The organism is Candidatus Nitrospira allomarina (assembly GCF_032050975.1).
Lineage (GTDB): Bacteria > Nitrospirota > Nitrospiria > Nitrospirales > UBA8639 > Nitrospira_E > Nitrospira_E allomarina.
Genome location: NZ_CP116967.1, coordinates 2,334,360 through 2,349,287, shown reverse-complemented (window position 1 = coordinate 2,349,287; position 14,928 = coordinate 2,334,360). Strand labels below are relative to the sequence as shown.

The 14,928-nt window shown below is 50.9% G+C and carries 13 protein-coding genes; 5 read left to right on the top strand and 8 right to left on the bottom strand.

The window, feature by feature from the left end:
• The first annotated feature begins 103 nt into the window (after positions 1-103).
• Positions 104-547, top strand: a complete 444-nt coding sequence (locus PP769_RS10395; protein ID WP_312639983.1) for a hemerythrin domain-containing protein — start codon at positions 104-106, stop codon at positions 545-547.
• Positions 548-648: 101 nt separating this feature from the next.
• Here the strand turns inward: PP769_RS10395 and PP769_RS10390 are convergent, their stop codons facing one another.
• Both PP769_RS10390 and PP769_RS10385 read right to left on the bottom strand, forming a co-directional pair.
• Positions 649-1,674, bottom strand: a complete 1,026-nt coding sequence (locus PP769_RS10390; protein WP_312639982.1) for an SDR family oxidoreductase — start codon at positions 1,672-1,674, stop codon at positions 649-651.
• A 103-nt stretch (positions 1,675-1,777) separates the two neighbouring features.
• Complete coding sequence (locus PP769_RS10385) at positions 1,778-3,154, bottom strand: mechanosensitive ion channel domain-containing protein (protein WP_312639981.1); 1,377 nt, start codon at positions 3,152-3,154, stop codon at positions 1,778-1,780.
• A gap of 694 nt (positions 3,155-3,848) precedes the next feature.
• Between PP769_RS10385 and PP769_RS10380 the strand changes: the two genes are divergently transcribed.
• The gene (locus PP769_RS10380) at positions 3,849-4,967 is read left to right on the top strand and encodes an AI-2E family transporter (RefSeq protein ID WP_312639980.1); all 1,119 of its coding nucleotides are present in this window, start codon (positions 3,849-3,851) and stop codon (positions 4,965-4,967) included.
• A 12-nt stretch (positions 4,968-4,979) separates the two neighbouring features.
• The gene (locus tag PP769_RS10375) at positions 4,980-5,234 is read left to right on the top strand and encodes a GlsB/YeaQ/YmgE family stress response membrane protein (RefSeq protein ID WP_312639979.1); all 255 of its coding nucleotides are present in this window, start codon (positions 4,980-4,982) and stop codon (positions 5,232-5,234) included.
• A gap of 151 nt (positions 5,235-5,385) precedes the next feature.
• On the opposite strand, the gene PP769_RS10370 is transcribed toward PP769_RS10375, so the two are convergent.
• From PP769_RS10370 to PP769_RS10350, 5 genes are all read right to left on the bottom strand, one after another.
• A complete protein-coding gene (locus tag PP769_RS10370; protein WP_312639978.1) occupies positions 5,386-6,042 on the bottom strand; it encodes an HAD family hydrolase in 657 nt (218 codons plus the stop codon).
• A gap of 97 nt (positions 6,043-6,139) precedes the next feature.
• On the bottom strand, positions 6,140-7,255 hold the full coding sequence (locus tag PP769_RS10365) for a DNA topoisomerase IB (RefSeq protein ID WP_312639977.1): 1,116 nt from the start codon (positions 7,253-7,255) through the stop codon (positions 6,140-6,142).
• 435 nt (positions 7,256-7,690) lie between these two features.
• Positions 7,691-8,089 carry a secondary thiamine-phosphate synthase enzyme YjbQ gene (locus tag PP769_RS10360; RefSeq protein ID WP_312639976.1) on the bottom strand — a complete coding sequence of 133 codons (399 nt, stop codon included), beginning with the start codon at positions 8,087-8,089 and terminating at the stop codon, positions 7,691-7,693.
• A 284-nt stretch (positions 8,090-8,373) separates the two neighbouring features.
• Positions 8,374-9,390, bottom strand: coding sequence for a mechanosensitive ion channel family protein (locus PP769_RS10355; RefSeq protein ID WP_312639975.1), 1,017 nt, complete (start codon positions 9,388-9,390; stop codon positions 8,374-8,376).
• A gap of 506 nt (positions 9,391-9,896) precedes the next feature.
• Complete coding sequence (locus PP769_RS10350; protein ID WP_312639974.1) at positions 9,897-10,301, bottom strand: DUF3597 domain-containing protein; 405 nt, start codon at positions 10,299-10,301, stop codon at positions 9,897-9,899.
• A 478-nt stretch (positions 10,302-10,779) separates the two neighbouring features.
• On the opposite strand from PP769_RS10350, the gene PP769_RS10345 reads away from it, so the two are divergent.
• Together PP769_RS10345 and PP769_RS10340 are read left to right on the top strand one after the other, a co-directional pair.
• Positions 10,780-11,766 carry a hypothetical protein gene (locus tag PP769_RS10345; RefSeq protein WP_312639973.1) on the top strand — a complete coding sequence of 329 codons (987 nt, stop codon included), beginning with the start codon at positions 10,780-10,782 and terminating at the stop codon, positions 11,764-11,766.
• Positions 11,767-11,780: 14 nt separating this feature from the next.
• Positions 11,781-13,814 carry a CocE/NonD family hydrolase gene (locus PP769_RS10340; RefSeq protein ID WP_312639972.1) on the top strand — a complete coding sequence of 678 codons (2,034 nt, stop codon included), beginning with the start codon at positions 11,781-11,783 and terminating at the stop codon, positions 13,812-13,814.
• Here PP769_RS10340 and PP769_RS10335 read toward each other — a convergent pair.
• The gene (locus PP769_RS10335; protein WP_312639971.1) at positions 13,811-14,839 is read right to left on the bottom strand and encodes a D-alanine--D-alanine ligase family protein; all 1,029 of its coding nucleotides are present in this window, start codon (positions 14,837-14,839) and stop codon (positions 13,811-13,813) included. The two genes, PP769_RS10340 and PP769_RS10335, sit on opposite strands and share 4 nt — an antisense overlap.
• Between the last annotated feature and the right edge of the window lie 89 nt (positions 14,840-14,928).

Sequence of the window (14,928 nt, the reverse complement as noted above, 5' to 3'; positions counted from 1 at the left end):
GTTCACGTGTGTGAAGGAACAAGATTATTCTTCGATCAAGAAATTGAGGTTTCATTATTTTCGGTGAATAATCATCGGTCATTGACCGGAAAGGAAACAGCGGATGGACATTTTTCAAATTTTAAAAAAGGATCACCAAAAAGCAAAGGACCTATTTAAAAAATTGGAAACCACCGGTCCACGTGCGATGAAAAGCCGTGAAAAATTATTTTCTCAGTTAAAAGATGACCTTGAAGCTCACTCCCATGGGGAGGAGGCCGTCTTCTATCCTGCCCTCAGAGAAAATGCAGAGATGGTAGACCTGATTAATGAAGCCACGGAAGAGCATGCCGAAGTCGCAAACCTTCTGGAAGACCTTGAGGCGTTGGGGGCAGAATCCGAGGAATGGGGCTCAAAACTTGCCGAGCTGAAAAAAAATGTTCTGCATCATGTGAAGGAGGAAGAAGGCGAAATCTTTAAAAAGGCCAAAGAGATCCTGGATAAGGATGAAATACAGAAGATGGGAAAAGAGTTTCAGGAAGCAAAAAAGCAGGCTACGGCAGGCTAACCTTTGCCAAGATCAAATGCCCAAGGGGACCTTTAGATCGGGAGGCTGTTCTTGCATCAGGCAGATCAGCCTCCCGATCGGAGAATGAACTTGATTGAGGTTCAATTATTTATTCTCGATCGATTCCCCTGTGACTGCTTTATGGCCAATCCTAGTGAAAGAAGACATCCGACGCCCGCCACCGCCAACCACGCCCGGTTCATGGAAGCCCACAATTGAAAACTGGTTGATTGGGCCTGATTATCAAAATCGCCATGCGCCCCTCTATCCTGCGGAACAGGCGCAAATAAATTATCGGCGCGATCAGGCTTGATGGGAATATTCGTCTGTTGGCCCGTATAGGCGACTTCGGCCAGATAATGGTCCAATAAACCCGGAATGAATTTTTCTCCGACGATGGTTTTAACTGTCGGCATTCCGACCCACAACTCACGACGATCGTGATCAGCCGCCCAGACGATCGCCCGCGCCATCACCTCCGGCTGATAAATGGGAGGGACCGGCTGAGGCTCATAGGGAAGGCGGCTTTTAATCCAACCAAATTGAGTCGTATTGACTCCCGGCAAATGCACCATGGAAAGTCGGACCTGACTTCCATCGTGAATCAGCTCCGATCGGAGCGACTCCGTGAATCCTTTGATAGCATGTTTAGCACCACAGTAAGCCGATTGAAGTGGAATCGCACGATAGGTCAACGCGCTGCCGACTTGAATAATGACACCCCGATCCCGTGGAAGCATCCGACGAAGCGCTGAAAGGGTTCCATAGACATATCCGAGATAGGTGACGTTGGTCACACGCTGGAATTCTGCAGCCGTCATGTCTTTCACCGGCGAGAGCACGGAAACCATGGCATTATTTATCCAAATGTCGATCGGGCCAAACGCCTTCTCTACCGTGACTGCGGCTGATTCCACCTGCTCGGGATCGGCCACGTCAGTGGGAACCACGATAGCTTGCGCTCCTAGCTTTTCCACCTCCCGACGAGCTCCTTCCAATCCCTCCTGCCCACGGGCCAGCAAACCAATAGATGCCCCCCGGCGAGCATAAGCCCGAACGGTGGCTCGACCGATACCTGCAGAAGCCCCTGTGATGACTACCACCTCTGATTGCCGATTTTTTTTCATATCTTTTCCTCTTGTGTTTCACGCGTTATGGAATGGAGAACGGGGGCGGTGTAGGAATTTCTCCAGCCAGGGTGACGAATAGAATGCCCTTCGAAACTCAAATCTATGATTTCAATAAATCCCTTTCCTTATTATCCGCTCGATCTTTCGAAATTTGCTCAACTATATGATTGTCTTTGGTGACATCGGCTTGGGAATCTGATTGCGCAGCGGGTGATGGAGCATCCTGTGTATGGTCGGTCCGGTCAAAAACGGCCTGGGCATCAAGGGGGGAATACCCCTGCATCTTCAGACGATAGATGGGTTCTGGCATTTCATAATTGGCCAGATCAAAGGCCTCTTTCACCGCACGAATCGCTTCACTTTTTACCTTTCCGAAGTCGTATTGATCCTGGGTCGTCCATGCAAACATTTTCAGGATCACATTCGAATCGCCTAATTTCTCGACCGCGCATCGGACCGGAGGATCAGCAATCACCCCGCGGGTTTCCTCTAAAGTTTTGATAGCCAATTGCAACGCCGACTCGATATTGACAGCGGTGTCGATACCGACCTCAAAGGAGAAACGCCGTTTGGGGTTCCGGGAATAGTTGAGAATAATGCCTTTGTACACCGTCGCATTGGGTATGCGTACATGATTTCCATCTAGCGTCATGAGAATGGTCTCCCGCGAGGTTAGTTTCATGACCAGGCCTTCATAATTTTCCAGAACAATTTGGTCCAGTGGCCGAAAGGGTTGCCTGATACTCAGCAGAATGCTGGCAATGTAGTTTTCCACCGTGTCTCGGAGGGCAAAACCTATGGCCAGGCCCATGACTCCGGCTACACCAACAATAGTTCCCAAAAGAGCCGTGGCGTCCAGGATTTCGAGCATGACGACAAAGCCAATAAATATGACGGCCCCTTGGACGATTTGTTTGGCTAATGATTGTAAAAACGCATGTGGAGTAATTTTTTCATACAGGTTATCCCATTTGGTCATAAAGGATGCGAGGAACCAGAAGAGAAGAAATACGGTGAAGCCGATGATGAGGAGGGGAAGATAGGAGATAAAATTATTGAGTTGGTCAACCATTTTTTCCTGCACGACGGTCAACCGTTCACGGACTTCCCGTTTCTGTGTGATTTCATCTGTCACGCTGACCACACCATCCACGCGTCCGGCAAGCTCAAGAGCCTGTTCGTGGGCTTCTTTGGTGGAAGTATGCCCCGACAGACGTACCACCCCCGCCTTCACCGCGATGTCGACATCGGCAAGCTCCGGCAAATTCTGGAAAACTTCCCTAAGTCGTTGTGTGATAAGCCTGTCTTCAACTTTGTCCACTCCAACCGCAATTTCCTGGGGTTTATCGGTGGGTCGTGAATCCGTCGGGGCCTCTGAATTATCCACGGGTTCCTGGGACCACACTGGTGCACCCCGCGCACTCCAAACGACAATGATGAGGATTACGAGGATTACTGAATAGAGTCTATAGTACATAGCATTACATCCTGTTTTTATTACCATCATTGTCTGCTTCGAAGGACCGACCAACAGATTGCCGGATCTCTCCGGAAAATAGGATCACCGTCTCAGGCAATACCCGATTTAATCCAGCGACGAGAAAAAGCGGTGCTCCTCGCGGTGCTCCCCTTGGAATAGAAATTTGACACTGCGGCAGTTGAGGACACAAGCAAAATCTCATCAGGAGATACATGACGCGACTGGAGAAAGGACATCCATGAAGTTCAAAATAATCTTAAAAGAATCGGCAAATGGCAAAAGGATAAGTAAATCAAGGCTTGTGGAGATTCTTTTTCATAGTTCACTAAGTGCTATGAATGTTTCAACAGACAAATTCAGGCCGTACTATCTGAAAACATCCGTCAAAACCGATCTCTTAATGCGATGGGATTCCAGGTGTAGGGAAGTGGATACTTTAGAGGTTCCGCTTAATGATTTGTCTATAATAAATGAACGGGCCGGTTCCTATCATAAATAAGAGTAAAATTTGCCTGACTACATTTCAACCTAAGAAGTTTTCTAAAATGCAAATACTAGGCGAACGGGAAGTGTTACACTGCAGAAGTAAAACATTCAGGTACTCCTAATGATGATCATTGTTTCCTACTCATCGACCAAGCGGACGGCTTCAGATATGTCGCTACCCTCACCCTTTGCGGCGTCAACATAAATGTCTCCACAAGTTCTTTCAGCGGCCTTCCTTCTGTTGTGTTCCCTCCTGCTGTACGTGTTGGCCCTAATTTTTGCCCCCTTCATGACACCTATTTTGTGGGCCATGATATTGGTTCGTCTCTTCTATCCTCTCTATCAGTGGCTAACCCGTAAGCTGGGAGACAGGACAGCTTCGGCGGCTCTCAGCACACTCAGTGTCATGTTACTTGCAGTCTTGCCCGTGGCGTATCTGGTCTTCCTCGTGGTGACAGAGACCATTAACGCCTATCAGCTTGCCATGACATGGGTGCAGGAGGGTGGACTGGAAAGACTGCCCGAACTTGTCGCCAGACTGCCTCTGATCGGAAATGTGTCTCAAGAATTGTTGGGCCGACTTATTCTGGCCTATGGGGACGTTCAGGGGCACCTGGTTGAAGGAGGGAAAGCCGTCAGCGGGGTCTTGCTGTCCAGTGTCGGTGGGTTGGCCACAAACGCCATTGATCTCGTGATGGATTTCTTTGTGATCCTGTTTACTCTGTTCTTCCTGTTTCGCGATGGGCATCATCTCTATCGTGCATTTTACGAAGCGCTCCCGATCGAAGAAAGCTATAAAGCCGTCATCATGGAGCGCCTTGACAATGTGATGGTCGCCGTCGTTCAAGGAACCCTTCTCACGGCTCTGGCACAGGGTTTCACGGCAGGGCTTGCCTATTGGGCCTTGGGCGTCCCGTTTTCCATATTTTTGGGAGCCCTGAGCGCGATTCTTTCTCTGGTACCTTTTGGCGGCACGGCATTAGTCTGGGCCCCGGTCGCCGCGTATCTGTTATGGACCGGTCCTATTTGGAAAGGCATTGTCATGATCGCAATCGGGGTTGGATTAGTCGGTCTCATGGATAATTTACTAAAACCTTTCCTCGTCGGATCCAAAGCGGACCTACCCGTTCTGTTTCTCTTCTTCGCCTCATTAGGGGGCCTCGCGTATTTCGGCTTCATCGGATTGTTTCTGGGTCCCATTCTGCTTGGGATCGCGCTCGCGGTCTTCCAAATTTACCGAGAAAACTATCAGGAACAGGTCGGTCTTTTGGTTAAAGCAGAGACGGGACACCCAAAAGAACCGGTGAACCCAATCATTAAATAGGAGGGTTGAAGTATGAGTGTCATCGGTTGGATCGTCTTTGGGTTAATTGTGGGAGTGGTTGGAAAACTCTTAATGCCCGGAAAAGATCCTGGAGGGTTTTTCGCCACTGTCGCTATCGGAATCATTGGGGCGCTCTTCGGTGGAATGCTCGGGCGAATGATCGGCATGTATGGACAGGACGACCCCGTCGGGTTTGTGATGGCCGTTATCGGGGCCATCCTGTTTCTCTGGCTCTATCGGGTGATTACCCGACGCGGGGACACATGACGTCAGCAATTATCCCCGGATCGTTGGGAACAGGTTTTTCCCTCGCTGACTCGTCATGTTTTCAGCTACCACGTGAGCAGAATGACCAAAGATGGGATTTCGTCCGGAATCCGGTTGCAGTTAAACACCTATCCCAGAAAGGCCTTCCTTCCTATCTCGCTTCAAAATTAGTGGGAAACCCGGATGCCAGAAGCTCTGCACAATCCTGGTATACAGCCACCGCCCCAGCCGCATGGAGTTCCTCTCGACTAAAGGCTCCTCCGGTTCTAACCGCAATCGTCTGAAGTCCGCAGCCTTGAGCGGATTGAATATCCCAAATCGTGTCACCGATCACAATGCTCTCCTTCGGGGAACATCCCGCCCGCTCCAGAGTGAGTTGAAAAATATCCGGTGCGGGCTTCGCACTCTCTACATCCGCCGAGGACACCAGCCCGGCCAGCTTATCCTTTGCCCCCAGTGCTTGAACATGATGTTCCAATTCTTCTGACTTTGCACTCGTCGCCAGCCAGATGGCGATATCTTGCGATGAGAGAGTTGCAAGGATTTCTTTGGCTCCAGGCAAAGGATAGGTATGATCTTTCAACTCGTCAAAAAATTGACTGTGTAATTCATTGGCCCGTTCGTGTAAAGCCTCATCCGTAAGAAGCGCACCCAGCATCAGGTCCGATCCCTTACCAATCTGCCGATGGATTGCGGCACGTGGTACTGGATGCTTGACGACCGAAAAGGCACGGGCCCAGGCCTCCACATGTAAATAATTCGTATCCATAGGCGTGCCATCAACATCAAAAATTACCGCTTGTATCATTTAGTCAATCTCCTCATCCTTTAATAATTTTGATCTATCGGGCCCTGGGGTTTCCCGTTCGGGAATGTACACATACGGACAACCAGTGGGGGTTGCGTTACATCTTTCCGTTCCTGGATGTATTCTTGTTTGGCCGTTTTTCAGACTTTAATTGCTGTTGAAGCAACGTCAACACAGCCGCTTCCTCCGCAGGTAACCCACGAAGCGATTGAGAAAGTTCCCGATTCACCCGTTTGCGAAGTGTTTGGAGGAGAGTGCCTTCCATATACGCGTTCAGCACATGAGGGTGGACATAACATTTCTGACAGACCGCTTTCGTATTACCCAGTCGTTTGGCCACAGACTCGATGGCCCGTACCACATTTCGTTTTGCCTGAGCTTGAGAGTCAAACGATTGAAACTCCTGAAGGGCTCTGGCCGCCAGGACTGTCCCGGCCCACGTGCGAAAATCCTTGGCGGTAAAATCCTGTCCGGTAATTTCCCTGAGATACGCGTTCACATCCGTGGATTCGATGGATTGCTTGGCACCATTCTCATCGAGATATTGAAAGAGTTCATAGCCGGGTAGCTCTTGCGATTGCCTGACGATTTTCGCTAACCGTGGATCGGTAAGATCGACGGCGTGATCGATGCCACTTTTCCCTTTAAATTGAAATGTGAGGGTGGAGCCCTTCACCTTGACATGCCGGTCCCTCATGGTTGTTAACCCGAAGGACTCATTGTCACGCGCATAGGCTACGTTTCCGACTCGAATCAAAGAAGTTTCAAGAAGCCGGACGATCGTCGCCAGAATTTTGGTTCGCGGTAACCCTTTTTGAGAAAGATCCCTTTTAACGATCCTCCGAATACGAGGCAATGCTTGGGCAAAAGCCGTCAGATGTTCATATTTAGCCTCATCCCGAATTCTCCTCCACTGCGGATGATACCGATATTGCTTACGGCCTTTCGAATCCCGTCCCGTAGCCTGTAGGTGTCCGTCCGGGTTCGAACAAATCCACACATCCTGCCACGCAGGCGGAATGGCCAAAGCTTTAATGCGCCCTAGTACGTGAGGATTACGGACTTGTCGGCCGTTATGTCCAACATAACGAAATCCTTTTCCTGCTCGCTTCCGTACTAGGCCCGGGCATTCATCCGTGACATAGCGTAGTCCGGCAGCTTTCGCCGAAATATTCGGATTGTCTAAAGGCGCAGGTGATGCCTTCACGGTCACACGATTTTAACCTTCTCTGCTCAATTAATCTTTAAGTGGTAATGGACGAGCTAAACGTTTAGAACACGTTGCCCAACTTTCACATTATAAGGTGACGTTCTCATGAGATTGAAATGGATACTTTTCTATTTTCATCAGAAAATTCGTCTGTTCCGGTACCATTCATCAGCCAATATGCCGGCCTCAAGAAACTCTCAAATTATCGCTCGTGCAATGCAAGGAGAGATTACTGCACTGAAACGGCTACGAAACTGCATGGTCTCCTTTATAATGCATGGCGAATTGGAATTCAGACCGTGGAAAATTTAGAGAACTTCCAAGATAGATCCTGGATGTTCGGAATCCGTTAACGAACGATGGTGCGCTGGCCACCATGCTCGCGCATGAAGCCATTTTCACTTTCCTCTCAACCTGGAATCCTCAATGTCATTGGCTTCACGATGTAGGAGCTAAACTCACCACAAGCTGGCGTTCCCGTGGGCCATCTAGTTCAACTAATAAGACTGATTGCCAGGTACCCAAACGCAGTTCACCGTCCATCACTGGCAAGGTCAACGACGCTCCGATTAAAGATCCCGCCATATGAGACCAGGCATGGGAGGGATCATGGGCATGACGAAAGTTGATTTGTGGAATGATTTTTTCGGCCACTTCGAGAAGATCTTCCTCCGTGCCCTCTCCTATTTCACCGGTTGTGAGCGCAGCCGTGGTATGCGGCAAAAAGACGTGGCACAAGCCATTTTGAAAATCCGCATTTTGTATGATCCTATTCAATTTCGGGGTGAGATTCACAATATCTTTAAGGTTCTTTGTTTTCACCTGTAACGTATCCATAATTACCTTTTCGCTGGAGCCAATGAACTTGCCGGGTTCATGGCATATTCTTGAAATAATTTCAGAATTCTTTAATTTCCTCTCAATACCCCACAACTTCATGAAGAGTCATCTATATTCGTCTCCCATTTCCTCGTTCCGGGGGACTAACATGATTTTTGATCTCTACCCTTAAAGGGCTTGCTTGGTTGCATTTCCTCCTTGAAAACCATGACCGAATTCACTCGACCTATCATAGCCATGGGTGGCGACTATCTCGTGACCTGGGTAGATATGATTGCGCCTTACTGTGATGATTTCATGGTAAGTGCCTCTCGCCGCGTGGCCTCTGCTTTCCAACGTGGCTGGGTGGTTCCGTCCTTGGGTGCAGGCCATCCTTCCCGCTGCGCGGCGCGATCACCGTCCCGACTTTCCGTTTGATCATGAAATAGCTGGACCTGCGTTTCGTACGGCATATCGATGCCGGCCTTGTCTAACGCATTTTTGATGGCCGTCAGGACCTCGGCCTGAACTTGTATCACGTCGGCTCGACGACTCTCAGTCCACCATCGCGCCCGGATGGTGACCCAGCTGGTGTCCAGAGCCCATACAAATGCTTCCGGGGGAGGATCACGCTGGACGTTCGCGACGCCTGCCACGGCTTCCCGTATCACGTCGAGAGCATCCTCAATACTATCCCCATATCCAATACCGACATCATATTGACTGCGCCGCTTCTCATGCGCCGTCTTGACCAGGACGGCATTGGTATAAATATCGCTGTTCGGTATGACAATCCGCTGTCCGTCATAGGTTTTGATGATCGTTGCCCTGGTTTCAATTCGTTCCACGGTTCCCTCGCGCCCCTTTACTTCGATCTGATCGTTAATTTCGAACGGTTGACGTAACAGAATGAGCATCCCCGCTAGCCAGTTTTGCAGAATATCCTTAAAAGCAAAACCGATCGCCACAGAACTTACGCCTAACCCAGCAATGAGATCGCCGGGCTTCAAGGTCGGAAGGACGATGGTCGCTGCCATGAGGAAACCCAGAATGACGAGCGCCCACTGCACAAAACTGCCGAGGACCTCGCCAAGATTGTCACGTGAATGACGAGCCATTTGTTTTCGAACGAGGTATCCGGCAAATGTTCCCAGCCCGTAAAATAGGAGGAGCACGACCAGCCCGACAGCGATATTGGGCAACATGCGGAACGCGCCATCGACCCAGCCATCAATGCGTTCCACCAGTACCCCGGGGTCCAGATCGATTGTTTGTGGGGCATCTCCCACGGATTTCGTCATATCAGTATTCTCAGCCATAGGTTCCTCCCGGAGAAAAAGTGGACTGTCGCCGTTCAGTAACCGACCGTTTATGCGTCTCCAGATACGGCGAGCAAGACTGATACCTTTCTCTCTCAAAGCGGTGGTTTTCGAACCATCCACCAGCGATTATCCCCACCGTCCCTCATGAATGGGGGCATGGCGGGTTGGCACTGTCCTCACTTTCCTTGGCCGGCAGAAGCATAAATCGGAGGAGGCCGGTGAGTAGCATCCATCTTAGGCGGTGCAGCTTTTAGTCAATCGACGAAAACCATGACATCTCAGGTATGAAAAACAATCAAAAACGTCAGAAAGTGTTTTCGATTCAGCAACATTCATAGATGAAGTGTGGGGTCCACGGCATTCTATAGGACTTATCCGGCCATCAGACCAAAATCCTTATTGTCCCCTTTCAGGTCAAAATCCTTTGCACTGACTGTTTACCGTCTTTCTCTTCCAGCAAATGCCTACGTGGGCAGGTCTGGTTACTCTGGTTGCTTACGCCACTAGTCTAAAAGTTCCTTCGGAATATTGCCGCCGTTATCGGCAAGTTTTTGCAACACGGTTTTATGCAACCACATATTCATCTGGGCGGAATCCCCCATTTTGTCAGCGGGGCATCCGAGCTCAGTTGCGAGTTCCTTACGAGCTGTGAAACTGCTATCGAGATCCAGGAGCTTCAGCAGATCCACAATCGACGTTTTCCAATTAAGCTTTTGGGGGTTCGAGGCTGCAAGGCCTTCAAGTTTCCCTTTGACATCCACCACCGTGGCTCCAGGTGAAGGAGCAGGAGATGCCGGGGCGGCCTGCGGAGCCGGGGTTTTTGGGGCAGGTGATTGCGGCGCCGGAGCAGCCTGTGCTTCGGAACCACTGAAACCGAGCTTATCAAGGATTTTGCTAAAAAAACTCATGGGAGATCCTCTCGATTAAAGGTGATAGTAATGATTGGCAAAAGAATGGCTGTATTCCGGCCTACTCAGATTTATCAATTAATTCATCGAAGCACCTGAGCGTTTATAAGACCTTGAACAAAACTTCTGTCATCATGAAACATAATCATTCTGAATGTAATGGATACTTTTCTCTTTTCGACCGGGGTTTCGTCTGGTCTCAGAAAACTCCGGGGAATCCCTTATGAACAAAATAAGTGGTTGGATTTTGTCCATTTGTGTCTGACCTGGCAGGAGAAGTCCCCGCCGACCTGTACGCGATCGTTCAAAAGATTATGTGAGGGGTATGGTTAAAAACTTAGAAAAGAGAATCGCCCGGGAACAAGACAATTTGATGAACCTGCCTCCGACGGAAGCAAACAATCGTATTGCATGACTTCATCTCAATAAGTATGGTAGGGGTTCCATGTCAGATGAATGATGAAAGGATGAGGCCAGCATGCCGATTTGTGAAGCTGATCCCTGGAGAATGCAATTTTTCGAGGGCATTCCATGCCCGCCGGAAGTCAACATCCCTACCGAAGACGGCGATGCCTGGGCATGGTACCCACAGTATAAGTGGATCTATAACAAACTGATGATTGCCGAGAGCCAGAACCTGCCGTGTGCTCCGCATGGGCTGGATCCATCCTTCTTTCCCGTGTTTTCCAAACCGATTTACAACATGCGCGGCATGGGTGCCGGGAGCCGCGTGTTGCGTTCATTAAAAGAATACAAACATTTGGAACGGCCGGGACACATGTGGATGCCGTTACTCCAAGGCGATCATGTGTCCAGCGACGTCGCGGTGGTTAAGGGCGAACCCCACTGGTGGCGACATGCCACGGGCAAACCGTTGGAAGGAGGAATGTTCGATTATTGGACGGTGTTGGCAACGCCAATTCCAACCATCGAAGCCTACTGTGACGACTGGCTGCGCCGGCATCTTGCCGGATACACCGGCATGATTAACTTCGAGACGATCGGTGGCAAAATCATCGAGGTACATTTACGATTTGCAGACCAATGGCCGGATTTGTACGGCGCCGGTTGGGTTGGGTCCCTCGTTCGGCTGTATGCGGAAGAACAATGGCAATTTGATGATTCCCATCGACAGGAAGGGTACAGTGTCGTCTTGTTTGGCGCCCATGGCGTCCATTATCAGCATCCACCCAAAGAGGTGATTGCCCAGTTGCGCCAAACACCACACGTCTCCAGCATTCAGATCACGTTCCATGAAGAGAAACCACCGAAGGACCACTCCATGCCGCCAGGCGGATTTCGTCTGGCTATCGTCAACTGCTGGGATCTTGAAACGGGATTTGAAGTCAGAAAAAAGCTGGCATTGAGTTTTTGGTCCACTCATCAGTTTCAACCCAATCGCCCCCCCGCTCCAAAAACTCTCCGCGACTCCGCTGCGGAACGCCATGAACAGACTGTCGAATAACTCAGAGAGTTTTGATGCTTATCGATTACACCATCCTCGACCGCATTACCGAAATCGAAAACACCTGGATTACGATGTCGGACGGATGCCGAATCGCCGCACGCATCTGGTTACCGAAGACCGCCGATACGGAGCCGGTTCCGGCCATTTTGGAATACATCCCCTATCGTAAACGGGACTTTATGCGATCACGGGACGAGCCCATCCACCGGTATTTTGCGGCGCATGGGTATGCCAGTATTCGCGTGGATATTCGAGGATCAGGGGATTCAGAAGGGATCCTGCATGATGAATACTCCCATCAGGAGCATGACGACGCCTTGGAAGTGATCACCTGGATCGCGAAACAACCCTGGTGTTCGGGCGCGATCGGGATGATGGGGATTTCGTGGGGCGGATTTAATGCCCTCCAGATCGCTGCCAGGAATCCGTCGAATTTGAAAGCCATCATGACCTTGTGTTCAACGGATGACCGGTACGCCGATGACGCGCATTATATGGGCGGCTGCCTCTTGAACGAAAATATGCAATGGGGTTCCATGCTGACCCTCTACTCGGCGCTGCCACCCGATCCGGAAATTGTCGGTGACCAATGGTGGGACATGTGGCAACAACGGTTAAACAATCTCGAACCGTTTCCTGTGGTCTGGATGCGGCACCAATCGCGGGACAATTATTGGAAACATGGCTCGGTGTGCGAAAATTACGACGCCATTCGCTGTCCCGTCTATGCCATTGGTGGCTGGGCCGATGGCTATACCAATGCCATTCCCCGATTGATGACCCATCTTTCCTGTCCGAAAAAATCGCTCATCGGTCCCTGGGCCCATGTCTTTCCACAGGACGGCGTCCCCGGCCCGGCCATCGGCTTTCTGCAGGAAGCGGTCCGGTGGTGGAACCACTGGTTGAAGGGCGAGGAAACAGGAATCATGGATGAACCCGCATTTCGAGTATGGATGCAAGAGAGTCAGACCCCACAACCCCAATACGCCGTCTGGCCCGGCAGATGGGTAGCGGAAGAGACCTGGCCGAGTCCTCGCATCAACGAGCAACGGTGGTTTTTGGAACCGGGACATCTCTCCCCTCTTCCTGAGAAACCCACGGAATTGTCGTTTTGCTCTCCCCAGACTACCGGGGTCCGGTCCGGAGAATGGTGCGGTTTCGGCGCGGATGGGGAAATGCCGCGCGATCAACGACCCGACGATGGCGGTTCGCTCGTCTTCGATAGCGATCCACTCACCGAACGACTTGAAGTCTTGGGCGCACCGGTCGTGGAACTGGATTTGTGCGTTAATCAACCGGTGGCAATGATCGCTGTCCGTCTGGGAGAAGTCGCTCCCGACGGATCGGTTCTGCGTGTCACATATGGACTATTGAATCTCACGCATCGGGAGAGTCATGAAACACCTCAACCGCTCGAACCGGGTAAATGGTATCAGGTACGGGTGCAACTCAACGACTTTGCCCATGCGTTCCCTCCGGGCTCCCGGATCAGGCTCTCACTGTCCACCAGTTATTGGCCGATTGCCTGGCCGCCACCTGTTCCCGTGACGTTGACCGTCCGCACTGGCATGAGCCATGTAACCCTTCCCGTGCGCCCTCCCCGCCAGGAAGACGAAGCGCTACGGCCGTTCGGGCCACCCGAAGCCGCGCCCGGCACCCCGCATAAAAAACTCCGGCAGCTCAGCATGCGGCGAACCATTGAAATCGATCTGGCAAGCAACGAAATGGTCTACACGTTACGAAGTGACGGGGGAGAATTTGACGGCGCCTCACACGCCAGGATTGAAGAGATTGATCTCGATGTGGGATACACCCTCTTTAAACGATATCGGATTCTTGAAAAGGATGCGCTGTCGGCTCAAACGGAACTCACACAGACCGCCCACTTGAAACGACGGGACTGGTCGATTTGGCTGGAATGTCGGACACGGCTCACCGCCACGACCGAAACCTTTCAGTTTGCGGGAGAATTGGAAGCCTATCACGGCGATCAACTGATCAAACGACATGACTGGGCACTGGCGATTCCACGGTCGCTTCTCTAATTGGTTGCGACTGATTGCCGGGTAATGGCCGCCTGGAGAATCTTGTGTAACATCTCTCCATATTTGATTCCCGCAAATCCCGCCATAAAGGCCAGCTTCCCGTCGTAAGCCCACGCGGGATTCGGATTCACCTCCATCAGTTTCGGCATATTGTCCGATCCGACACGAAAATCAAACCGTGCATAGTCACGCAACTGAAACCTCCGGAACAAGATCCGAACCCAGTCTTTCATTCGATCCTCAAGACCCGGATCGAGAACAGCCTGTTTGAATTTGATGTCTGTCCAGTAGGGCGAGTCCGGATAGGCCTTCGATTCAAAGGACAAGATCGGATCGAGGCCTGAGGGAAGCCGTGAGAAATCGACCTCAAGGGTGGGCAGGATACAGAAACCCGTTTCAAGATTGCCGATCACTCCGATGCCATATTCCGGGCCGGGGAGATATTCCTGCATCAGCGCATCACGACCTGGAAGTGTCGAGCGTAACCAGTCCAGATAAGTTCGCGCTTCCTCCGGCGACCGGACCACGGCATCCTTCGTAATACCCACACTCCCATCAGCCGCATTGGGTTTAATCAACGCAGGATAAAATTCGGGAAGGGCCTCAAGCGACGCTCCACCCTCGATAAAATACTCACGCGGAACCGGGATGCCATGCGATTGCGCCACGAGTCGGACAATGGCTTTATCAAAACAGATAACCATGGCCGACGGCGGCGCTCCGGTATACGGAATCCCCAGCATCTCCAGATAAGCCGGAATGTTGAGTTCCTGAGCGGGCACATTGCGAAAGCCCGTATCACAAAAATTGACGACTAGATCCGGACGATCCTGCTGAAGCTGCTCAAACAAACGGGCATGGTCGTCATAAAACAGAAACGTATAATCTGAAAGCTCCTGAAAGGCGGCCTTCATCGCATTGTGCGTCGCCGTATCCTCTTCATTATATTGCGCATTGCGTTTGGTCGGATCTGTCAGTCTAGGATCTCCGGTAATCACGCCAATGCGGTGGAAGGATTTCGCCATACGTTACAACCACCTATGCCTTGATTCTGAGAAACAGTTCCAGACACGGACAGTGTTCGGCCCCGCTCAGAGTATAAAACACTAATTTC

Bases quoted from the DNA above. Each gene is read 5' to 3' on its own strand.
- PP769_RS10395 (WP_312639983.1), top strand. From the start codon at position 104: ATGGACATTTTTCAAATTTTAAAAAAGGATCACCAAAAAGCAAAGGAC.
- PP769_RS10390 (WP_312639982.1), bottom strand. From the start codon at position 1,674: ATGAAAAAAAATCGGCAATCAGAGGTGGTAGTCATCACAGGGGCTTCT.
- PP769_RS10385 (WP_312639981.1), bottom strand. From the start codon at position 3,154: ATGTACTATAGACTCTATTCAGTAATCCTCGTAATCCTCATCATTGTC.
- PP769_RS10380 (WP_312639980.1), top strand. From the start codon at position 3,849: ATGTCTCCACAAGTTCTTTCAGCGGCCTTCCTTCTGTTGTGTTCCCTC.
- PP769_RS10375 (WP_312639979.1), top strand. From the start codon at position 4,980: ATGAGTGTCATCGGTTGGATCGTCTTTGGGTTAATTGTGGGAGTGGTT.
- PP769_RS10370 (WP_312639978.1), bottom strand. From the start codon at position 6,042: ATGATACAAGCGGTAATTTTTGATGTTGATGGCACGCCTATGGATACG.
- PP769_RS10360 (WP_312639976.1), bottom strand. From the start codon at position 8,089: ATGGATACGTTACAGGTGAAAACAAAGAACCTTAAAGATATTGTGAAT.
- PP769_RS10355 (WP_312639975.1), bottom strand. From the start codon at position 9,390: ATGGCTGAGAATACTGATATGACGAAATCCGTGGGAGATGCCCCACAA.
- PP769_RS10350 (WP_312639974.1), bottom strand. From the start codon at position 10,301: ATGAGTTTTTTTAGCAAAATCCTTGATAAGCTCGGTTTCAGTGGTTCC.
- PP769_RS10345 (WP_312639973.1), top strand. From the start codon at position 10,780: ATGCCGATTTGTGAAGCTGATCCCTGGAGAATGCAATTTTTCGAGGGC.
- PP769_RS10340 (WP_312639972.1), top strand. From the start codon at position 11,781: ATGCTTATCGATTACACCATCCTCGACCGCATTACCGAAATCGAAAAC.
- PP769_RS10335 (WP_312639971.1), bottom strand. From the start codon at position 14,839: ATGGCGAAATCCTTCCACCGCATTGGCGTGATTACCGGAGATCCTAGA.